The organism is Desulfitobacterium elongatum, from assembly GCF_055378975.1.
The window spans coordinates 1,281,887-1,303,258 of sequence record NZ_AP038772.1 but is presented as its reverse complement, the minus strand read 5'-3'; the positions used below and the strand labels follow the sequence as shown (position 1 = coordinate 1,303,258).

At 46.1% G+C, this 21,372-nt stretch carries 22 protein-coding genes; 2 read left to right on the top strand and 20 right to left on the bottom strand.

The window, feature by feature from the left end:
* Window positions 1-5: 5 nt before the first annotated feature.
* The 3 genes from sdaAB to ACZ42W_RS06010 all read right to left on the bottom strand — a co-directional run bounded on the left by sdaAB (window position 6) and on the right by ACZ42W_RS06010 (window position 2,918).
* Window positions 6-677 carry an L-serine ammonia-lyase, iron-sulfur-dependent subunit beta gene (gene sdaAB / locus ACZ42W_RS06020; RefSeq protein ID WP_464169168.1) on the bottom strand — a complete coding sequence of 224 codons (672 nt, stop codon included), beginning with the start codon at window positions 675-677 and terminating at the stop codon, window positions 6-8.
* 134 nt (window positions 678-811) lie between these two features.
* Window positions 812-2,503 carry a DAK2 domain-containing protein gene (locus ACZ42W_RS06015; RefSeq protein WP_464170883.1) on the bottom strand — a complete coding sequence of 564 codons (1,692 nt, stop codon included), beginning with the start codon at window positions 2,501-2,503 and terminating at the stop codon, window positions 812-814.
* A 58-nt stretch (window positions 2,504-2,561) separates the two neighbouring features.
* Complete coding sequence (locus ACZ42W_RS06010; RefSeq protein ID WP_464169166.1) at window positions 2,562-2,918, bottom strand: Asp23/Gls24 family envelope stress response protein; 357 nt, start codon at window positions 2,916-2,918, stop codon at window positions 2,562-2,564.
* Between the two features lie 208 nt (window positions 2,919-3,126).
* On the opposite strand from ACZ42W_RS06010, the gene rpmB reads away from it, so the two are divergent.
* Window positions 3,127-3,318 (top strand): 50S ribosomal protein L28, encoded by a 192-nt coding sequence (gene rpmB, locus ACZ42W_RS06005; protein WP_464169164.1) that lies wholly within the window; start codon window positions 3,127-3,129, stop codon window positions 3,316-3,318.
* 118 nt (window positions 3,319-3,436) lie between these two features.
* On the opposite strand, the gene hslO is transcribed toward rpmB, so the two are convergent.
* Window positions 3,437-4,324, bottom strand: a complete 888-nt coding sequence (gene hslO, locus ACZ42W_RS06000) for an Hsp33 family molecular chaperone HslO (RefSeq protein ID WP_464169162.1) — start codon at window positions 4,322-4,324, stop codon at window positions 3,437-3,439.
* A gap of 281 nt (window positions 4,325-4,605) precedes the next feature.
* Between hslO and ACZ42W_RS05995 the strand changes: the two genes are divergently transcribed.
* Window positions 4,606-4,734, top strand: coding sequence for a hypothetical protein (locus tag ACZ42W_RS05995; RefSeq protein WP_464169161.1), 129 nt, complete (start codon window positions 4,606-4,608; stop codon window positions 4,732-4,734).
* 69 nt (window positions 4,735-4,803) lie between these two features.
* Here ACZ42W_RS05995 and ACZ42W_RS05990 read toward each other — a convergent pair whose 3' ends face one another.
* From ACZ42W_RS05990 to ACZ42W_RS05915, 16 genes are all read right to left on the bottom strand, one after another.
* Complete coding sequence (locus ACZ42W_RS05990) at window positions 4,804-5,520, bottom strand: thiamine diphosphokinase (protein ID WP_464169159.1); 717 nt, start codon at window positions 5,518-5,520, stop codon at window positions 4,804-4,806.
* On the bottom strand, window positions 5,517-6,191 hold the full coding sequence (rpe, locus tag ACZ42W_RS05985) for a ribulose-phosphate 3-epimerase (protein ID WP_464169157.1): 675 nt from the start codon (window positions 6,189-6,191) through the stop codon (window positions 5,517-5,519). The genes ACZ42W_RS05990 and rpe overlap by 4 nt, the downstream gene beginning before the upstream one ends.
* Before the next feature lies 1 nt (window position 6,192).
* The gene (gene rsgA / locus ACZ42W_RS05980) at window positions 6,193-7,086 is read right to left on the bottom strand and encodes a ribosome small subunit-dependent GTPase A (RefSeq protein ID WP_464169156.1); all 894 of its coding nucleotides are present in this window, start codon (window positions 7,084-7,086) and stop codon (window positions 6,193-6,195) included.
* A gap of 34 nt (window positions 7,087-7,120) precedes the next feature.
* Window positions 7,121-8,848 (bottom strand): Stk1 family PASTA domain-containing Ser/Thr kinase, encoded by a 1,728-nt coding sequence (pknB, locus tag ACZ42W_RS05975; protein WP_464169154.1) that lies wholly within the window; start codon window positions 8,846-8,848, stop codon window positions 7,121-7,123.
* The gene (locus ACZ42W_RS05970) at window positions 8,845-10,263 is read right to left on the bottom strand and encodes a peptidoglycan D,D-transpeptidase FtsI family protein (protein ID WP_464169152.1); all 1,419 of its coding nucleotides are present in this window, start codon (window positions 10,261-10,263) and stop codon (window positions 8,845-8,847) included. The genes pknB and ACZ42W_RS05970 overlap by 4 nt, the downstream gene beginning before the upstream one ends.
* On the bottom strand, window positions 10,260-11,546 hold the full coding sequence (locus tag ACZ42W_RS05965) for an FtsW/RodA/SpoVE family cell cycle protein (protein WP_464169151.1): 1,287 nt from the start codon (window positions 11,544-11,546) through the stop codon (window positions 10,260-10,262). Before ACZ42W_RS05965 ends, ACZ42W_RS05970 begins: the two co-directional genes overlap by 4 nt.
* A 4-nt stretch (window positions 11,547-11,550) precedes the next feature.
* Window positions 11,551-12,270, bottom strand: coding sequence for a Stp1/IreP family PP2C-type Ser/Thr phosphatase (locus ACZ42W_RS05960; protein ID WP_464169149.1), 720 nt, complete (start codon window positions 12,268-12,270; stop codon window positions 11,551-11,553).
* Window positions 12,251-12,700 carry an FHA domain-containing protein gene (locus ACZ42W_RS05955; protein WP_464169148.1) on the bottom strand — a complete coding sequence of 150 codons (450 nt, stop codon included), beginning with the start codon at window positions 12,698-12,700 and terminating at the stop codon, window positions 12,251-12,253. Before ACZ42W_RS05955 ends, ACZ42W_RS05960 begins: the two co-directional genes overlap by 20 nt.
* Window positions 12,701-12,729: 29 nt before the next feature.
* On the bottom strand, window positions 12,730-13,539 hold the full coding sequence (locus ACZ42W_RS05950; RefSeq protein WP_464169146.1) for an FhaA domain-containing protein: 810 nt from the start codon (window positions 13,537-13,539) through the stop codon (window positions 12,730-12,732).
* A complete protein-coding gene (gene rlmN / locus ACZ42W_RS05945; protein ID WP_464169144.1) occupies window positions 13,536-14,609 on the bottom strand; it encodes a dual-specificity RNA methyltransferase RlmN in 1,074 nt (357 codons plus the stop codon). Before rlmN ends, ACZ42W_RS05950 begins: the two co-directional genes overlap by 4 nt.
* Window positions 14,610-14,623: 14 nt before the next feature.
* Window positions 14,624-15,985, bottom strand: coding sequence for a 16S rRNA (cytosine(967)-C(5))-methyltransferase RsmB (gene rsmB, locus ACZ42W_RS05940; protein WP_464169142.1), 1,362 nt, complete (start codon window positions 15,983-15,985; stop codon window positions 14,624-14,626).
* Window positions 15,978-16,946 (bottom strand): methionyl-tRNA formyltransferase, encoded by a 969-nt coding sequence (gene fmt / locus ACZ42W_RS05935; RefSeq protein ID WP_464169140.1) that lies wholly within the window; start codon window positions 16,944-16,946, stop codon window positions 15,978-15,980. Before fmt ends, rsmB begins: the two co-directional genes overlap by 8 nt.
* A gap of 8 nt (window positions 16,947-16,954) precedes the next feature.
* On the bottom strand, window positions 16,955-17,407 hold the full coding sequence (def, locus tag ACZ42W_RS05930; RefSeq protein ID WP_464169138.1) for a peptide deformylase: 453 nt from the start codon (window positions 17,405-17,407) through the stop codon (window positions 16,955-16,957).
* A 147-nt stretch (window positions 17,408-17,554) separates the two neighbouring features.
* Window positions 17,555-19,897 carry a primosomal protein N' gene (gene priA, locus ACZ42W_RS05925; RefSeq protein ID WP_464169136.1) on the bottom strand — a complete coding sequence of 781 codons (2,343 nt, stop codon included), beginning with the start codon at window positions 19,895-19,897 and terminating at the stop codon, window positions 17,555-17,557.
* A gap of 365 nt (window positions 19,898-20,262) precedes the next feature.
* Window positions 20,263-20,583, bottom strand: a complete 321-nt coding sequence (locus ACZ42W_RS05920) for a heavy metal-binding domain-containing protein (protein WP_464169135.1) — start codon at window positions 20,581-20,583, stop codon at window positions 20,263-20,265.
* 15 nt (window positions 20,584-20,598) lie between these two features.
* Window positions 20,599-21,312: a hypothetical protein gene (locus ACZ42W_RS05915; protein WP_464169133.1), complete on the bottom strand. Its 714-nt coding sequence runs from the start codon at window positions 21,310-21,312 to the stop codon at window positions 20,599-20,601.
* Between the last annotated feature and the right edge of the window lie 60 nt (window positions 21,313-21,372).

The following is a 21,372-nucleotide window of genomic DNA, read 5'->3' as shown; positions in this document are numbered from 1 at the left end:
ACCTCCTATACAAGCGGTTCAATCGCCATTGCTTGATTAACCGTAGGGAGCTTCCGCATTAATGCCAAGGCCGCTGGGTCAATCGCTTGATCTGTTTCAATGATCATGAGGGCACGTGCCCCTTTCTTTTCTCGGGAAACTCTCATCTGGGCAATATTAATCTGTGTCGAGGCGATGAGAGAAGTCACTTGGGCAACAACCCCCGGTAAATCGTTCTGTAATACAACCAAGGTATGATAGTCCCCCATCACTTCGACCTGAAATTCATTGATACCCTGAATTTGAATCCGTCCCCCGCCAATTGAGGAACCCGTTACATCAACCTTGTTCCCTTCCTGGTCGACTAATTTCATCTTTACCGTATTGGGATGCACCTCTCCCAAATTCCCTGCTGTGAAGCTGAAGGAGAGTCCTTTCTCCTTGGCTATTTCAAAGGCTTGTGGAATTCTTTCGTCGTCAGTATGCATTCCAAGAAGGCCTGCCACTAAAGCAAGATTGGTTCCATGACCTTTACCCGTTTCTGCAAAGGAGCCATGGAGGATGATTTCTGCATCGACCGGCTCACTTCCTAATATCTTACGGGCCATTTCCCCTAAACGAACCGCTCCAGCGGTGTGCGAGCTGGATGGGCCGACCATAACTGGTCCTATTAAATCAAATGCAGTGCTCTTACCCATATAACCCTCCTCTGTGATTTGCAACTCTTTATGAAAACAAAAAAGCTGAGTACTCTAGCTCTTAAAACTCTATAACTCATTATTGTAAAAACCCCTCCGGATTTTTCCGGAGGGATGTTTAATCTGTCTTATAATTATTCTACCCCAAAAATGTAATAATAAAGCGGTTGGTTCCCTGGATAAAGCTCCAGTTCGATCTGAGGTGCTTCTGTTCCGACCCATTCTCGAAGTTTTTCGGCTTGTTCTTCCGAGACTTCTTCCCCATAGAAGATGGTTACCAGATCACGGCTTCGCCATTCCATTTTTTCCAAAGTAGCCTGGGCAACACTGAGTAAATCTCGCCCCGTGACTTGGATGACATCCTCTACAAGTCCAAGGATGTCTCCTTCTTTAATTTCTAATTCCCCGAATTGCGAATCTCGAACAGCATAGGTTACTTCTCCGGATTTAACCAGTGATAACCCTTTTTCCATGTTATGCGCATTTTCTTCTGCATTTCCGTTCGGATCGTAATTGACCAAAGCCGAAATACCCTGAGGAATGGACTTCGTGGGAATAATATACACTTCACGATCGGTTACAATCTCTTTAACCTGACGTGCAGCCATAACAATGTTCCCATTATTCGGGAGGATATATATATTCTTAGCAGAGACCTGGCGAACTGCTTCGACTAGATCTTCTGTACTTGGATTCATGGTTTGTCCACCAAACACGACTACATCCACACCGAGGCTTTTTAAAACATCTGCAATTCCTTGTCCCATAGCCACTGCAACGACAGCGTGTTCTTTTTCCTCATGCATGTCGGGCTGCATATACCCGGAATCACGGGGAACAGAATCTTTCTCAGCAAAATCTTGGATGTTATGCTGTTCTTTATTTTTTTGAGAATGTGCCATTGCTTCATTTTGCGCAAGCATATTATGGATGGCTACCTCATGCAGTGCGCCCCATTGAATGGCATAATCGAGGATTTTTCCTGGGTTCTTCACATGGACATGGATTTTCACCACTTCATTCGTACCAACAACAAGAAGTGAGTCTCCTTTACCCATTAAATCCTTGCGAATCTTCTCTACTTGCAAGTTTTTCCCCTGGACTAAAAACTCTGTGCAATATGGGAACTCCAAATTCTCGACAGCGGTAATTCCTATCTTAGGTTCAGACGGCTGAGCTTCAGTCTTAGCCTGCGTGTATGGAAGCTCCTCGAACTCCTCGGCCCCTTCTAAAGCAGAAATCCAACCACCGAGTATAATCAAGAATCCTTGGCCACCTGCGTCTACGACACCAGCTTGCTTAAGAGTGGGGAGCATATCCGGTGTCTTCGCCAAGGTCTGCTGACCGCGTGTGTAGGCATCTCTCAGTACTTCTAGAGGAGTACCGCCGTGTTTGGCACTGCTTTGCGCCCCTTTGGCGATTTCGCGTGACACAGTAAGAATTGTCCCCTCAACAGGCTTCATTACTGCTTTATAGGCAGTATCTACCCCTACCTGTAGCGCATGTGCAATCTGCTGGGCTGTAACCATCTGTTGGCCTTCTAAGCCCTTAGCGATTCCTCTCAAAAGCTGAGATAAGATAACTCCCGAATTTCCGCGGGCTCCCATCAGAGAACCCATCGAAACTGCAGCGGCGACTTCTGAGACAGAATTCCCAGAGGTTTTCTCTGCATCTCTCACAGCAGATTGAATCGTGAAATTCATGTTAGTTCCAGTATCTCCATCAGGTACTGGGAACACGTTCAGAGCATCAACATCATGCTTCTTACGCTCCAAGGCCTTAGCACCAGTACGCATCATATGTTTCCACTGTTGACCATTAATCATATTGCTTATTTCCGTAGCTGGTTTCAAACTATATCCCCCTACTCTATAAGAACCTGGCCTACTCCAGGACTCGAACACCCTGGACGTTGACATTGACTTGAGCAACTGTCAATCCGGTTAGATTTTCTGTGGTATACCGAACGCGTTCCATTACATTTGCGGCAACCTCCGAAATTTTAACTCCGTATCCGACAATGATATACAAATCAATAACCACTAGGTTCTCATCGATTGATACCACGACCCCGCGAGCCAAGTTTTCTCGGCCTAAGAGTTCGGCGAACTTATCCGTCGATTTACGAGAAGCCATCCCAACAAGTCCATAGCATTCCACTGCTGCAGCTCCAGCAATTGTCGCAATGACTTCTTCTGAAATATCAATCTTACCTAAATTGTTGTTAATTTCTTTTCCCATAATCAAAGGACCTCCCCTTTCGGCATGTGTCCATATCGTCACTATTCTATCAAGTAAATAGGAAATGTTCAAAGAAAATTTAATAATTCTAGAATTTTTTTGTCCAAATAATTTCTTTTCGATAAAAAGCTTCGGGAAAACCTTGCCAACCCTTAGAACTTTTGATAAAATACATAGGTATCATTTCCGGTGTAAAGGAGGTAAGATCATGGCTAATGTATGTGCTATTTGCGCAAAAGGGGTTGCTACAGGTATTCAGGTCAGCCACTCCCATATCAGATCAAAGCGGACTTGGAAACCTAACCTGCAAAGGGTTCACGCCATCGTCAACGGCACTCCGACCCGGATCAGTGTTTGCACCAGATGCTTACGTTCCGGTAAAGTCCAACGTGCGGTATAATTGATGTCCATTCAATTGTTGATGAAAACTTGGCTGGTACCAGCTTTTTAGCTTGGTAGCAGCCTTAGTTTTTTATTAAGCCCGAGAAATCTCGGGCTTTTTTCTTTAGATAAAATTTCTACTTCGCCTGCTCATACAGCACGAGAAGCTCTTCCTCATCAAACTGATAATGCTCATTACAGAAATGACAAATGAGTTCAGCGTGTTTATCTTCAAGGATTTCCTTAAACCCTTCACGTCCCAAGCTAACTAAAGTTCCACTGACCCGCTCTTTTGAACAGCTACACTGAAACTTTACAGGCCGTTTTTCAAGCACCTGATACTCTAATTCTCCAATGAGATCCTGAACCAACCCTTCCATGGAGGTGCTCTCAGCTGCGATTTGGCTAATTCCTCTGTTCAGCTTCGCTAAATGAGTCTCAATCTCTTGGATCGTCTCCTCGGAGGCATCGGGTAGAAGCTGAATCAGCAAACCAGCGGAACCAGCAACATGGTAATCTTTTTCTACTAATACCCCGAGAAGAGCTGCTGAAGGGATCTGTTCGGAATTAAGCAGATAATGAACCAAATCCTCTGCAATTTCTCCACTCACAATGGGGACCATTCCCGTATAGTTTTCCCCATTTGCCAAACTTCGACTCACGACGAATTCGCCGACTCCGACTGCACCCGCAACATCGAGTTTCCCCATAGCGTTGAGTGGAAGATCTGCGTTGGGCTCATGGACATAGCCCCGAACCTCTCCCTGAGCGTTTCCAACGGCAACTACACCACCTAGGGGACCATCTCCTATAAGTCTTAAGGTTATCGCTTCATCGTCCTTTAAGGAGCTCGCTAAGAGGAGTGATGTACTCATCAGCCGTCCCAGCGCAGCAGTAGCTACGGGGGTCGTCTTGTGGCGGTTAGAGGCTTCTTCGACCGTATTAGTCGTCCCAGCAATAACCCACCGTGCTTCTCCGTTTAAAAGTGTGCCTAGCCATAATTCGTCTGTATACAATTTGATCATCCTTTACTATATCTCAAGAAATTTCTTGGGTCAGCGGCGAGCTGCATTGCTCCGTTCATCTAATAGGTTCAGAGCCCGCTCGCTAGTCGTCTTCGCTACCTCGCTGAACCTCAGGGTAATACCTGGAGTGAACCATAGCTCGGCTTCACGCTCCGTCTCCGGCGCTCACATAGCTCTTCGGCCTAAAAGATTCTCTCCGCAATGCAGCTCGCCTGCTTATGGGTCTAACGAGAAACCCGTTAGGACCCGATAGCGTAGCTTCTCGCACAGGAGTGAACGATTTGCGGCGGAGGGGCGTTAAAGCGAACGAAGCTTTCGTAGCGTTGCGTAGCCACCGGTTCACTACAGGTATTACCCTGAGGTTTGGCGAAGCTGCTGCGGAAGCTAGAGAGCCAGCCCTGGAGCGCTAAGTGAACGGATGTGCGAGAAGCTACACGACCCCAGACGTTTTATCGTCGGTTCACGACCCTAAATCGGCCCTAACGTCGCTTCTTAGGATTCAAAAGCACAGCGAGCACAATCCCTTCGCTCACGTCTACTAAAGCATCTTCCCCAGAAAAGACATTGCTTATCCCGCGGGGAGAATCTTGTCTCAAGGTATCCTTATTCAAAGGGTAATACATCCCTTCGGTGCGAACGACTGCAAATTCTGAAATCGGAATCAGGGATAATTCCTGTCCTTTTTCCCCTTTGATCCGCTCGTTTCCACGAATGAGCCAAAGTTCATGATAAGGGTCTTTTGCCCGGATACGGTAGCCTCTTTTTAAAAAACCAAGCATTATGGCGAGATTCCCCAGAAGATGGTCGACCCTCCCACCGGTTGCTCCAAGAAGCCATATATCCTTTAAGGCATCTTGTCGTTGGGATTCAACCTCATGCTGGGCTGCTCCTAGTCTGTTTCCATCTGGATTCTCAAGACTCTTCAAGTGAGAAACCGAGTATTCAAGAGCGAGTTCCAAATCGGTCTCATCTTTTTCACGAGGAAATTGCTGAATAGGTATTCCTGTCGCACGACATTTTTCTAGATTTTCTGGACGAATAGAATCTAAATCGCCAATCAAGGCATGAGGAAGGTAGCCAGATTCTAGGATACGATTACCCCCACCATCTGCTGCGACTAGGCAATCGAATAAGGCTAACTCCTGCTTCCCCCATTCAGAATCCCATTCTCCGTTGGCAACGACGGCGATGTTCACCGTACTCCACCTATTTGTGCTTGAGCTGCCTCCCGAATTGTTCGGACCGCTTGAGCTGGGTCAGGAGCAGCGAAGACAGCAGCACCAGCTACGAGGATATTAGCTCCTGCTTTAACTGCCGCAGCAGCGGTATCAATGTTAATCCCACCATCCACTTCGATTTCACAAGAGGATTGCATCTGATCGAGATGACGGTGAAGGACTTCAATCTTAGGAAGAACGTTAGGTATGAACTTTTGACCGCCGAAGCCAGGATTAACACTCATAATTAGAACCATGTCCAGATCTTCTAAGATATATTTAATCCCATCCAGAGGTGTCGCCGGATTAAGCGATACTCCAGCGGTAAGGCCTAAGCCTTTAATCTGCTGAATTGCCCTATGGATATGTGGAGTAGCTTCCAAATGAACCGTGATATGATCGGCTCCAGCCTTTGCGAAGTCATCGATGAAACGCTCCGGATTTTCGATCATCAAGTGGACATCAAACCGCATCTTTGAATGGGGGCGAAGGGCTTTCACTACGAGAGAACCAATCGTCAGATTCGGAACAAAATGTCCATCCATGACATCGATATGTAGAACTTCAGCACCGGCTTCCTCAACTAGGCGAACTTGATCTCCAAGGCGGGAAAAATCTGCGGATAAAATTGAAGGCGCAATCTGAACCATATTAGTATCTCCTCTCTGCTGCGATAACTTCCTCTAAAAACTGACAATAGTGCTCGTACCTTGAGCGTTGAATCTTCCCCGCTTCCACAGCAGCCTTAACCGCACAGTCAGGTTCCTTATGATGCATACAATTAGCAAAACGACAGCCTCCTGGAGCGTCCTGAAACTCGTTGAAATATCCAGTGAGTTCTTCGCGCTTCATGCTTGGAAGATAAAGGGAAGAAAAGCCTGGGGTATCAGCTAAAAGTCCATCTCCACAAACCATAAGTTCTACATGCCGAGTCGTATGTCTGCCCCGTTTGAGCTTCTGGCTAACTTCTCCCGTCTTTAATTCCATGCCAGGGGACAAAGCGTTCACCAAACTTGATTTTCCAACCCCTGAAGGACCGGCTAATACGGTTACTTTACCGTTAATATGTTCCTGTACCTCAGAAAGCCCTTCTCCTGTTTTTGTGGATACCTTAACAAGGTCATACCCTAACTCACGGTAAAAATCGAGTTCTTCTCCGGGAAGGACATTACCATCATCTACTGCTATCGTCCTAGCAAGATCGGCTTTATTCAAAATGATTACAGGCTTAATTCCAGCTGCAGTAACCTGAAGGATTAATCGGTCGAGCAAATTCAGATCTGGTTTCGGTGAAACTAAAGCAAAGACGAGAAAGGCCTGATCTACATTGGCAATCGTTGGACGAACGAGTGAATTTCGGCGTTCCTCTACTTCCTCGATCGTCGCTTTATTACCAGCTCCAGGTAAAATCTTGACTCGGTCTCCCGTCAAAAATTCCTGATCACGAATACGAAAGCGACCGCGCAGGGAACATTCCCATACTCGGCCTTCCGCATAGACATAATAAAATCCACTATACCCCTTAAGCAGTATTCCAGATATCATGTGTTACCTTTTACCCTTTCCGGAAAAGTTCAGTTTATCTTAAATTTGCGATATAGATAGGACGGGTTGGATCCATCGCCAAAGGACCCGGTCCACGTGAAATAATGATCTTCACTGTAGTCCCTTGCTGAACCATTTCCCCAGGCTTTGGTGTTGTTTCCATCACCACATCCGCGGGATAAACCGTCGAATCCTTACTATCCTGAACGACGTTTAATTTGTACTGTGTCAATAAAGCTCTGGCTTCAGGAACTGACTTACCAATTACACTGGGCAGTGCGAAGCTCTGATTCGGAGCCCCCCCACTAATTGTTAACACGATTTTGCCGTTCTTAGGCCAATCGGCCCCAGCAGCAGGATCTTGTCCAATCACCGTACCTGAAGGTAGAGTAGAATTGTTATCCGTTTCCACCTTAATGTTCTCGCTTTTAAAACCCATGCTCTCTAGGCTATTAATGGCGGCTTCCTGTGTCAACTGCCCTGTCTTTAGGTTGGGGAATTTCAACGTTTCTGGGCCCTTACTCACCCAGAGTTTAATGTCCCGTCCAACCTTAACCTTCGTCTTTTCGGCAGGTTGGGTTCGAATAATACGACCTTTTTCAACTGTATCATTAAACTCTTCTTCAACATTCGGATCGAGTCCTAAGTTCGCCTGCTTAACAAAGACTCCAGCATCTGCCACGGTCTTCCCTACGAGTGGAGGGACCTCTGTTGATCCCACATTAAGCCAATTCGAGAATCCATACCATGCTCCTCCTAAAACGACAAGAAGAACCACAGTCGCAATCCAAGGCCAGAGCTTCCTTGGCTTTTTCGTGGAAACTGCTTCTCTATCTTTTTCTCTCTCTTCAGATTCTAGAGCGGAATTCACACCCGTACTTAATGAGCGATGAACCCGGGTACTTTCGAGGTCCCGTTGACCTTGACTCTCAAACTTAGGTACAGGCTGACCTGCTTGAACATTATGGAGATCCTGTAAAAGGTCTTTTGCCGTCGCATAGCGTTGTTCAGGGGCCTTAGCGATAGCCCGTAGCACTAAGTTTTCCAAGGCTAGATTCACACGAGGATTAAGCTTGCTCGGTGGAACAGCCTCTTCTTGTAAATGCTTAAGGGCAATGGAAATCGGCGTTTCTCCGTCATAAGGAACTTTCCCTGTCAACAGCTCATAGAGAATGATTCCTAAGGAATAGACATCTGATTGTTCATTGGTTTGGATACCTTTAGCCTGCTCAGGGGAAAGGTAGTGAACTGATCCTACGATATCTCCGGTATGAGTCATGGTTGCGGCTGAAACGGCACGCGCAATCCCAAAATCCGTAACTTTAACTCGTCCGTCTGCTGTAACAAGAATATTATGCGGTTTGATATCCCGGTGAATGATATGATGCTCATGGGCATGACGAATGGCTTCGGCAATTTGAATTCCCAGATTTAAGGTCTGTTCCGTAGACAGGGGAGCATAATTTCGGATAAGCTCTTTAAGATTTTGCCCCTCGATATACTCCATGACAATGTATTCGGTTTCCCCTTCTTTACCCACATCATAGATGGAGACAATATTCGTATGTGATAAGCTAGCTGCTGACTGCGCTTCTCTGCGAAAACGACGCACAAATTCTTCATCCGCAACGAATTGTTCACGGAGTACTTTAACTGTTACGATTCGATTCAACAAGAGGTCTTTGGCCTTATAGACAATAGCCATTCCTCCGGATCCTATTCGTTCGATTATTTCATAACGATCGCCAAATACTTTGCTCATTTCTTATCACCTGCTTTCTGACTTAATGCAGTTTGGATTATTTCTCTAGCAATAGGTGCCGCAGCACCGCCACCTGTTCCCCCATGCTCAACAAGTACCGCGACGGCTATTCTTGGGTCATCGGCTGGGGCAAAAGCAATATACCAGGCATGGGTTTTCACATCCCCACCCGGTTCAGCAGAACCGGTTTTTGCTGCGACCTGAAAGCCTGCTATCCCACCTGGGGCAGCTGTTCCGTCATTAACAGCCGTGACCATAGCGCTCTTAATTTTCTCTGCTTCGTCTTTGGAAAGAGCGGTTAACCATGGCTTAGGATCTTTTTTATAGAGGACGCTTTGGTTGGCATCTAAAACTTGATCGACAATATGTGGAGTCATTATGACTCCTTGATTTGCGATTCCCGAAGCGACCATGGCCATATGAAACGGGGTCACCAAGACCTCTCCTTGTCCAAAAGAGCTTGCAGCGAGCAAATTCTCATCCAATCGATTGGGAATCTCAGACTCATTCGTCAAAGTACTTTTCTTAACCGGCAATTCAAGAGGAATCTCTTTACCAAAACCAAATCGTTTCGTTGCCTCAAGAAATTGTTTGTCTCCACTTTGAACCCCAAAGGTTGCAAAGTAGGTGTTGCAAGAATCGGCTAAGGCCATATTATAATTCACCCAGCCATGAGCCTTATCATTTTGTTCGCGAATCACTTGCCCATTGATGATTGTCGATCCCGTGCAATTATAAAGATCACTCGTATTTACTCCAGCACGCAGCAGTGCTGCAGAGGTTATAACTTTCATCGTGGAACCTGGGGGGAAAAGTGCGAAGGCATGATTGAGGAAGGGACTCCCTGATTTCTTACTAATTTCTTCCCAGTCCTTATCGAGCGAAGACGCATCGAAACTGGGTTGACTCACCAAAGCTAGGACCTCTCCGCTTCGCGGATCTATGGCCACCGCAGCCCCAGTCTTTCCCTTTAAGCCCTCATAGGCTGCCTTCTGAAGGCGGTAATCGAGGGTAAGTACCACATCATCCCCACGACGTGGCAGCTGGAAAACCTGCTCTATTTCCTGTGTCGCAGTTGCATTCTTTATCCCTAGGAGCCAATCTCCTAGGAAGGCTTCCATCCCTGAGGAACCATGTTGTATTGTAGCATACCCGATCAAGGGTTCAAGCGCTTCCCCTTTCGGATAAATTCGAGTCTTTTTTCCATCTGTCACTTTAGTCTGCGCCAATACTTCGCCATTTCGGTCGAAAATTCCTCCCCTGACAACCCGCTGCTCCAATAGGATCAGGCGGCGATTCGAAGGGTTTTCCTGTAATGCATCTGAACGAAGGACTTGCCAATAAATTAAACCGAAACTTAAGAATACAATTCCAAGGGAAAAACCAAGGGCGATATTTCTTAATCCCTTTTTCATACTGCATACTCCCTTTCTCGGTTCTTGAGATTAAAGGGTCCTGCAGCGGTAGAATGTGATATATTCGCTAAAATACCCAGAAGGAGAAAATGAATGAGGAGTGAGCTTCCGCCATAACTTACCCAAGGCAGAGGAATTCCAGTAAGCGGGAGAAGCTTTGTCACTCCGGCAAGGATAATCAGGGTCTCAGTACCTACCAAGATTCCAATCCCAGCGGCCAAAATCTGCCCAAAACGATCAGGTGCCTGCATGCTGACCACAAATGCCCGCAGAACCACCACGAGGAAAAGGATAAGCACAGCCATTGCTCCAGCAAATCCCAGTTCTTCTGCTATGACCGAAAAGATGAAGTCAGTACTCGCAGCTGGAACTTGGGAGGCTCCAATTCCATTGCCCAATCCGGTCCCGAGGATTTTCCCCCCGCCAATTGCAAATAAGGACTGAGCAATCTGGTATCCCCCTCCGCTCGTATCTACCCATGGATCTAGCCAGGTCGATACTCTGACCCGAACATGTCCAAAGAGGAAATACCCCAAAACACCTGTACCCAGAAAGACTGGGATAGATACCCCAAGGTAGAGCAATCGTTCCGTCACAACGTATAAGACTAATACATAAAGGGAATAGAACACGAGAGCTGTTCCTAAGCTCTTTTGTGCGGCTAAGAGGCCTAACGAGAAGCCCCCCATCACGAGAAAAGGCCCAAGCGTTCGCCAATCTGGTAAGGAAAGCCAACCCAACTGAACCGTCCCTACACGCAGAATCTCTTCGTGTTCGCTTAAATACGAGGCGAGGAAAATGAGCATCGCAACTTTAACCAGTTCTTCAGGCTCAAAATTCATCGCACCAATATGGAACCAGCTTGTTGCTCCCCCATGCGTTGCCCCGAATATCAAGGTCACGAGGAGTAATCCAACTGCCCCTAAACCTGAAAGATAACGGAAACGCCCCAGAATTCTATAATCCCGTAGAAGATAGAGCACCACATAGAATACAAGCAAGCCAAGATTAGCCCACCAAAATTGCCTAAGCGCAGAGGCTGGACGAATTCGGGTCAAAAACACGAGCCCAATGGCTAAAATGAGTTGAACCGTCGGTAGGAGAAGCGGATCACCTCTATAGACGACCAGACTTTCAAGGACTGCTCCAATAAGAAGCAATAGAGAAAAAACTCCGGCTTGCCAGAGAATTTGCTCATTTGCTTTCCCATCCAACGCTAACACTCCGAGACCGACCCAAAGAATGGTTAGGATTAACAATCGTAAAAACCAAACCTTTTTCATCCTGTCACTCCGCTATACAGCATAAGGCTGTAAAATTATCCGGTGCACCCCGTTCTAAGATGAGCTGTCTCATGTTCTCTAGATGCTCATCCCAAGGAACGGGTTTTAATAACTCTTCTGTCAGTTCTTGATCACTAATAACATTCGAGAACCCATCTGTACAAAGAAGAAAGGCATCTCCTTGCTTCCATTCTGCGAATTGGGCATCGACCTCGATATCCCAGGCGGCACCTACGGCTCTGACAAGCACATGACGCTGGGGATGGTTATCAGCTTCTTCAAGCGATATCTGCCCGAGTCGAACCAGTTCACCCACCAAAGAGTGATCATCTGTTAACTGAGTCAGACTCTTTTCCCTCCATAAGTACGCCCTACTATCCCCAACATGCGCAATAACCACCTGTTGTTCTCGAAAGACAAGAACCGTTAACGTCGTACCCATACCTTCATTTGCTGGATTACGGGTGGAGGACTCAAATACTATCCGATTCGCTCGAGCAAGCGCCTCTTTGACACAGGCCTCGAGCTCCTTATCCTCAGCTTCCCTAAGTTCCAAGGCACTTCTCTTCAATTCATCCAAAGCGGTTCGTGCAGCTACTTCTCCTGCGAGATGTCCTCCCATCCCGTCCGCCACAGCATACACTCCGTAATCCTCCAAGACGAGATAAGCATCTTCATTATTTTTGCGCACGCAACCCGTTTCGCTAAAGCTTAGAACTCTCATTTTGCCACCTCGAATATTGGAATGTAATACTTCCAATTTTCACATAGTCACCGACAACCAGTTGAACCAAAGAATGGATACGTTCCCCATTGACCCAAGTTCCATTTGTGCTCCCCACATCCTCTATGGTGGTTACCCCTTTGTGATGCCTTATATAGGCATGATCCATCGAAGCAAAATGGTCAGCCAAGACCACATCATTATTCTTCCCTCGGCCAATTCTTAAACCCTTCCGGTCAATTCGGAAAGCTCGACCCTTCGGTAGCAGTTCACCCCCGGAGAGCACTTCTAACCGACCAAAATCGGTTTCAGATTTCTTAAGGAGACCCTTGAACTGTAAATCAGCCATTAGAGCCGTTAGAATTCGGAAAAGAAATAAATAGATTAACCCTATGAACAAAAGGCGCCCAAACACTAATATGACCCGCATAGAAACCTCCGTCGTTTGCTCAATTTCCTTTACTCTTCCTTGCGAAGGATAAACACAGTCTCTCCAATCTCAACCCGATCCCCAGGAGAAATCTTCTGCTTTGTAATCCTCTGTCCATTGAGCCACGTTCCATTTGTACTTCCTAAATCATCAACAATCCAATCGTCCCCTGCCTGGCTGATCTTCAGGTGCCTTCTCGAAACCTCAGCATCATTCAAGACGATCTCACATTGGGCATGCCGACCCATGTGATATTCATTCCCTTCTAAGGTGAAGGTTCTTCCAGAATCCGGCCCTTGAATAATTTCTAGAACCGAGCGGGATTTCCTGCCATAGTCTTGGGGATTTACTAGATTTAACGGAAGTTGTCCCTGAAAAACATTAGTTCTATCCCGCCAATCCTCGCTAACACCACTGGATTCAGGAGAATCCCTGTCTTCCTCCTCGGGATCCTCCCAAAGAACTTCGATTGAATCATCAAAATCCACTTCAATGAACATTTCATGAGGATTGACCGTATCATCGGAATGGAGCTCGATAGAGGGTTTACTAAGAAAGGTAAAGCCACTTTTCTGCCCTTCAGCATAAATGTACTTTGAGAGTTCAATTAAAAAAGCATCTCCAAAACTAGCGAAAGGACTCCAATCGTTTGAATGAAGAAAAACCCGGTAGACATTCGGCACGTACACTTGTGAGATACTTACTTGCTTATTTTTAAGCATAGCTCGAACCAGCTCTTTGGCAATCTCCACCGGCTGAAGTCTTGTATTACTATTCTTCTTAAACATGCCTGTAAATAGGAGTTCTGCCACTTCTTCAAACCGGGCTAATAGGCTCATTCCTCTTCACTCTCCCATTGACGTCTCAACTGACCACACGCTGCATCAATGTCTGTCCCCTTCTCTTCACGGACAGAAACTGAAATCCCAGAATCCTCTAAAATCCGTGCGAAGCGCTGTATTTCCCCCACGGTAGGGCGGGCCATGCCCGTTTCCAGCACAGGATTCACTGGAATCAAATTAACAAGCGCTAATTGCCCCTTCAAAAGCCGCGCAACTTCCTCCGCTGCTTCCTGTGTTGCTTGCCCAGCGATTAAAGCCACTTCAAATGTGATTCGGCGATTTGTTTGATCGGTATACTCTTGGCAAGCCACCATGAGTTCCTCTAAGGGATACTTACGGTTAATGGGAATCAGTTCATTGCGCTTCACATTATTCGCGCTATGTAAAGACACGGCTAAACCCACTTGCGGATTATCTCGAGCGAGTTCTCGAATCCTTGGGACAACTCCACTCGTTGAGATGGTCATCCGACGCATCCCGATATTTTGTCCTTCGGGATGATTGAGAAGTTCGATCGCTTTTAAGACAGCCTTATAATTGAGTAAGGGTTCTCCCATTCCCATGAAAACAATATTTGTAACCTGGAAATCCGGGTCCTCCTGACGTAGAGAATGGGTAATATCCAAAACCTGCCCGACGATCTCTCCTGGACTTAAATTACGTCGGAAGCCTCCGAGCCCCGTTGCACAAAAGGCACACCCTACTGGACAGCCGATCTGAGTCGAGACACATACAGTATGGCGATCACGACTCTTCACCCGATCATAATTCATAAGCACGCACTCGAGGGTCTCACCATCTTCACATCGGAATAAGAATTTTCGAGTTCCATCCTGAGAGACTTGTTCTCGGATTTTCTTTAAGGGCTGTAAGGCTAAGCCCTCTTTCAGCTTCTGACGATCACCCTGTCCAATATTCTTGAGTTCATCCCAGTCTTGCACTGCCTTTTGTTGGAGCCATTGAAACACTTGGCGTCCCCTAAATTTCGCTAGACCAAGATCCAAACAATATTGAACGAGCTCTTCTTGTTTCAAGCCTCGACAATCGACTCTCTCCATAGTATTCACCCAATTCCTTCCACCTAAACTTCGCCCCGGCGAAATTTAGCTAGGAAAAAACCATCCATTCCATGTTTATGGGGCAATAGTTGTAAAGTTCCCTTACTCGCTTGGCGTAAATCACGTTCATCGCTTAAAGAAAAGGGAAGTTCCTCGACCAAATTCACCGAAACAAACTCCGGATGCCTTGTCCGAAAGGTTTTAACGACTTCAAAATTCTCTTCTGGTTCAATCGTACAGGTCGAATAGACTAACTCTCCCCCTGGAACGACAGAGCGTGCTGCCCGTTCTAAAATCGCCAATTGTAGCTCAGGAAGAGTTTTTATCTCTTCTTCTTGTTTATTCCAACGCATATCGGCTCGCCGCCGTATTACTCCCAACCCCGAACAAGGAGCATCCACAAGTACTTTGTCGCGTGAGGAATCAGCTATGCCTGGAAGTTCTCTAGCGTCCCCACATTGGGGCCGAATAATTGAGATTCCCAAACGCTCTGCAAGTTCTTCAATGACTTCAAGCTTATGCGGGTAAATATCAAACGCTTGGATATCACCCTGATCTTCCATCCTCTGTGCTAAGTGCGTTGTTTTCCCACCTGGAGCGCTACAAGTATCTAAGACATGATCCCCAGCATGCGGATTCAGGACATGTGCGACAAGTTGTGAACTTTCATCTTGGACCGTAAAAAGCCCCTCTTGAAAACTTGGGAGTTTTTCTACAGAACCAAAATCTTCAATTTTTAAGCTCTCAGGAACTCGTTCTCCTAAAGTGACTGTTACCCCTTCGCTCTCAAGTCTTTCTCTAAGATTCTCACGCGAGATTTTAAGGGTATTTGCGCGAATCCAGGTCGGAGCTGGCTCATTGTTCACCTGACAAAGTGCTTCCGTATCCTCTACCCCATAACGGTTGAGCCAACGCTTTACCATCCACTCAGGATGCGAGTATCGAAGCGAAAGATACCGAATCGGTTCCTTTTCCCGGCTTGGCCACGAAATATTCCAGCCACTTCCCAAGACCCGCCTTAAGACCCCATTGACTAAAGGGGTATATTTTCCTTGCCGTCTTTTGACTAATTCAACCCCTTCGTTAATCGCCGCGGCTGGTGGGATCTTTGATAAATAGAGAATTTGAAATGCGCTGGTTCTCAAAATCCAGCGCACCTCATGTGGTAATTCAGACAAAGGCTTCCGCAAATGACGCCTTAGTGCATAATCCAAAGTCAGCCGATTTTTAAGCGTACCATTGACGAGGAGCGTCGTTAACTGTCGATCCCGGATATCGCTTAATTCATTCAGGGCTTTTTGCAACAGTAGATTAGCATAGGCAGCTTCTTGTTCCACGCGGCCTAATATACGGACCGCCAATTCCCTTGCAGTAACGTTACTCATGGTTGTTCAGACCCTCTCCGAAGCGTTCCCCTACCTGTGCCCGCCGTCCTAAGAAAAAGTCTCGAGCTGACATGGCTTTTTTTCCTGCAGGCTGAACCTCTGTTATCAGGATGATTCCTTCACCTGTTTGCACGAGCAAACCATCATTGGTACTCTCTAAAACTTCACCCAGCGCTGCACTCGTGAGTGAGGTACTTGTCGTGAGTACCTCGTTAGAAACTTTACTTTTCCACACTTTTAGGTTCTCATCACGGAAGGTGGTATACGCTCCAGGCCATGGATTCAACCCTCGAATCTGGTTATGAATATCCTGGGCGCTCTTTGACCATTGAATTTTCTCATGGTCTCTCTTTAAAAGGGAGGCATACCGAGTCTCACCCACTTGAGGAGTCGCATCCAATTCCCCCTTAGTCAAGGCGCTGAGGGTTTTGATCAGTAGCTCTCCACCCAATTGGGCTAAGGCATCATGAACTTCTCCGGTCGTAGACTCCTCGGAAATCGGGTATTCTGCCTTCATGAGCATATCCCCAGTATCAAGCCCCACATCCATCTGCATTGTCGTAACCCCGGTCTTTTTCTCCCCATGGATTATGGCCCAATGAATTGGGGCAGCCCCACGCCAATCTGGCAGGAGAGAGGCATGAACGTTAATGCACCCAAAGCGAGGCAGCTCTAAAATTTCTTTCGTTAAAATCTGCCCATAAGCCACAACAATAATGGCTTCTGGTCCAAGCTCACTCAGAAGTCGAATCGACTCTGGGGTCTTCACCTTTTCCGGTTGATAAATAGAAAGCCCGAGTTCTTGAGCCGCAACTTTTACCGGACTAGGCCTTAAATTTTTACCCCGCCCCGCTGGACGATCCGGTTGTGTAAAAACCCCCACAACGTCATGCCCATTTTCAACCAAGGCTCGCAAAGTAGGAACAGCGAAATCCGGCGTCCCCATAAAAACTAATTTCATAATGTTGTTTACACCCGTTTCGTCTTCCTTGCCTTATCGACAAAGAGCACCCCTTCTAGGTGATCAATCTCATGTTGAAAACAACGAGCCAATAACCCTTCTGCCTCGAACTCCTGAAGTTTACCCTCGCGATCTAAGCCCTGTACCTTGACATGAGCCGCCCGTGCAACCTGTCCGTTGACTCCAGGAATACTGAGGCAACCTTCATCATCGAGCTCTTCTCCTTCGCTCTCCAAGATGACTGGATTTACCATTTCAATGGGGCCATCTCCCACGTCGATAACAATGACCCGCTTCGTTACTCCGATTTGTGGAGCTGCCAATCCTACTCCGTTAGCGTCATACATGGTTTCGAACATATTGTCTATAAGCTTCACAATATTTGGAGTAACTTGCTTTACCTCCATCGACTTCTCGCGAAGTACCTCCGCACCCATTTCAACGATTTGATATACTGCCATTATGATTTTCTCCCTTCTCCAAACTTATTTTTATCTTTAGAGCGTAGTTATTATAAAGAAAACTTATTTTAGATGGAGTTTTACTCCATCTAAAGTCTGAAAAGTCCGCTATGGCTTTTCGCACTTGCTAGTACTCTTAATTATCTATTATCCCATAGATAGGGGATCGACTTCAATATTGAGCAGAATCCCTGAACTGAAGGATTCCAATGAATACCTTCGGACTCCTTCATGTAAGAATTCACGCAAGACATTTAAACGCTTTCCCTTAACAGAAATTTGCCAACGGAAACGATTTTTTAACCGTGGAATCACGGCAGGCGCAGGTCCGAGGATATCCAAGGAAGTATTCCCCTTTTCAGTTGGAAGTATTCCTTGCCTTAGGCAACTCACCAGGCTCTGAGCCGCTTTAATCACTCTCTCTTCCTTTTCATGAAGCAGAGTAACTCGAATAACATGAGTATAGGGTGGGTAATGTCTCTCTTTACGATAGCTTATTTCTTCCCAGAAAAAGCCCTTGAAATCATGGTGAGACGCTCTCACTATCGCTCGGTCTGTGGGGGAATAGGTCTGAATGATGACTTCCCCTGGCTTATCACTACGCCCAGCACGCCCAGCTACTTGAGTTAAGAGTTGGAACGTTCTTTCCCTTGCACGAAAATCTGGCATATTAAGTATCTGATCTGCAGTTACCACCCCAACTAAGGTGACGTTCGGAAAGTCAAGCCCCTTAGCCATCATCTGGGTTCCAACAAGGATATCCGCTTCTCGCTTTCGGAATCTCTCCAATATTTCCTGATAGGCGTCCTTTGAGCGTGTGGTGTCAAAATCTAAGCGCATGATCCGAGCAGCAGGATAGAGTCCCTGAATTTCCTCTTCAACACGCTGCGTTCCTTGACCGAAAAATCGAATATACCGACTTCCACACTCTGGACAGGTATGGGGTGGGATTTCTTCATGATTGCAATAATGACAACGCATAGTATTCCCATGACTATGATAGGTTAGAGCAATATCACACGCTCCACAGCGTACCACATACCCACATTCCCTACAGACCACGAAGGTAGAATACCCCCTTCGGTTTAAGAAGAGCATACTTTGTTCTCCGCGCTCCAAGCGGATTTTCAGTTTTTCCTGTAAGGGTAGGGAGAATATACTGCGATTCCCTTTAATCAGTTCTTCCCGCATATCAACGATTTCCACAGGGGGAAGTGGGCGATTGGCCACCCGATTTTCCATCGTTGTAAAACCAATCTTTCCTGTCTGCGCTGCTGCATACGCTTCCAACGATGGGGTGGCGCTTCCAAGGAGGACGACTCCTTGAAGCAGTTCCATTCGTTTGCGAGCTACAGCTCGGGCATGATATTTGGGATTTTCCTCCTGTTTATAAGCTCCTTCATGTTCCTCATCGAGAATGATTAATCTCAGGTTGGGAAGGGGCGCAAAAACAGCCGAACGAGCACCGATAACTATCCTCATCTTACCATTCAAGATATCTTGCCAAGCCTTCGCTTTTTCACTCGCTTGCAGACCAGAATGGAGCACAATGATCTCTTCTCCAAACTCTTCATGAAAATAACGAGCAATTTGTGAGGTTAGGGAGATTTCTGGAACGAGCAGAATAGCCGAACCTCCAAACTTCAAAACCCGACGAATAATATTTCGGTAAACCTCCGTCTTCCCACTACCAGTCACCCCATGCAAGAGAATCGTCTCATAACTCTGCTTTAGTAAGGCTTGAGCTACCCTCTCGCATACCGTGGACTGCTCTGGAGTCAATTCCCAATCCGTGTCTGAGGAAAGTTCTATTGCATCCTCTAAGCTCCAATTTAGATCGACCACTTCAGCTCCGTCATCCTCGGTTAAGGGAAGAGTTTGCTTCTTTGCTTTCATCAACTCGTTATGATTCGAGGGGCGAATACTCTGGGGGAGCCCCGAGCTGAAGCGGGACTCAATCTTTATCCAGCCTTGCTTTACGAGTTGTTCTCCTTGACTCTTTGATAGTCCTGCCCGTTTGAGAAAGGTATTCATAGGCAAGACTTTCTGACGTGATCGAAAAAGCACCGCTAAAGCTTGATAGGTCTCAGAATCCAGATACTTTAAGGTTTGAACATCCTGGTCTTCTGGGGAGGCTAGAGGGATAACCCAATCTTCCACCTTCCCTTTCAGAAGTGGCCAAACGGCATGTAAACTTTGGGCAATGGAACAGATCGTTGTTTCTGCCATCCATAAAGCCAGCTGAATGAGATCCTCAGGGATTATTACCATATTCTCGACAATGCCTTGAATGGGTTTGATTGATTTCTCTGGAACTCCCTTAGGTAATTCGTCTGTCAGATTAACAACAACCCCTTGCACTTGTCGGAATTGCAAGGGAACAAGAATCCGCATCCCCGCCCTTATACTCATTTCGGGGGGGATTCTATAATGAAAAACTTGGTCAAGGCGACGATTCGCAACATCAACAAGGACCTCTGCATACTGCAATTCGAACGCCTCCTTCATTCTTATGAGTCATACTTAATGAAATACTTATTTTAGGTGGAGTTTAATTCCACCTGATGTCGAGTTAATATTGTGAGTCACTGAAATCATGGGCGCGAAGCAATGACAAATGACATAAGTAGTAGTATCGTATGATACCTACTTCATTGAATAAAGTCAAAGTAGGTCAAGCTTATTATACCAAATACTTTCATTCTACTTAAGCTATTATTGTAGCATATAAAAAATAAAATCTTAAATTCTAAGGTAAATTCCCATCTCAATTTGCAAATTCTTCATAGCGAAAATAATACAGGGACGCAGGTGAAATAGGCTCACCAGCGTCCCTGTAAAATCATCATATCACATTATCCAATAGTCACAGCAGTTCCAGAGACACTGACCATAAGCATGCTTCCATTTTGACCGACTACCTCATAATCAATATCGATGCCTACTACTGCATTTGCTCCAAGGCGAGCAGCTCGACCTTCTAATTCTTGCATCGCGACTTCTCGTGCATCTTGAAGTTTCTCTTCATATACACCGGATCGACCGCCAATGATATCTGTAATACTTGCAAAAATATCACGCACGACATTAGCTCCCATTATCGCTTCACCTGTAATAATTCCATGGTAGGTCAGGATTTTTCTCCCATCAATATTAGGAGTAGTGGTCATAATCATCGTAAAATTCCTCCTTTATATTTTCCAACCTAGATTGAGATATCTTTGGATGGGTATCCACTCGTTCTGCCAAGGGAGTTCGAGTTTTTTGGCCCAATCCTTCTGAACCGCTACACCGGCTAAGGGAACTCCAGTTTTCTTAACTAACTCATTAAGTGTTCTCTTCCCTGCTTCCCAATCTTCAAGGGTCGTCCAATCCTGAAGATTCGAATTGTTAATCCAACCCTGAACCAACAACCGAGATTTCATCTCCAGATCGTCCTTTAATTTGATGATTTCTTCATGATTTGTACTGAAAGGCCTAAATACATTGACAACCTGTAAGACTGCGACATCATTTAGGAGCAAGAAGGGTCGATAACGTCCCAGTATGGTCGCCCCTGTGGGATCACCCCCGACATCCAACACGACGTGTTTATGCTTATTTCGTAAAGCCCCTTCAATTCCTGGAACAAGAGACGGATTTTCCGCAAAGGCTAAATCGCCTTCTGGTCGCACTACTTCGATCCCTTTTTCTTCCAGGAAATCAGTAAGTTCTCGCGAACGAAAGTAAGGATTAATCAGATCCAGATCTACCAAAGCGACGGGCAATCCTGCCTCCGCTTTATGTAAGGCCATGCTTATAGATACCTGAGTTTTACCTGCTCCATACCCGCCGACAAAAGCGAGCACTCGACGAGTTAAGAGTTCTGAATTGCTTTCCGAGATGTTTTCTAGGTGATTGAACATTAATTTCTCCTCATCTAGTAATACGGATTACTTAGGTTTTTGTTTCAGCTATTATCTCGT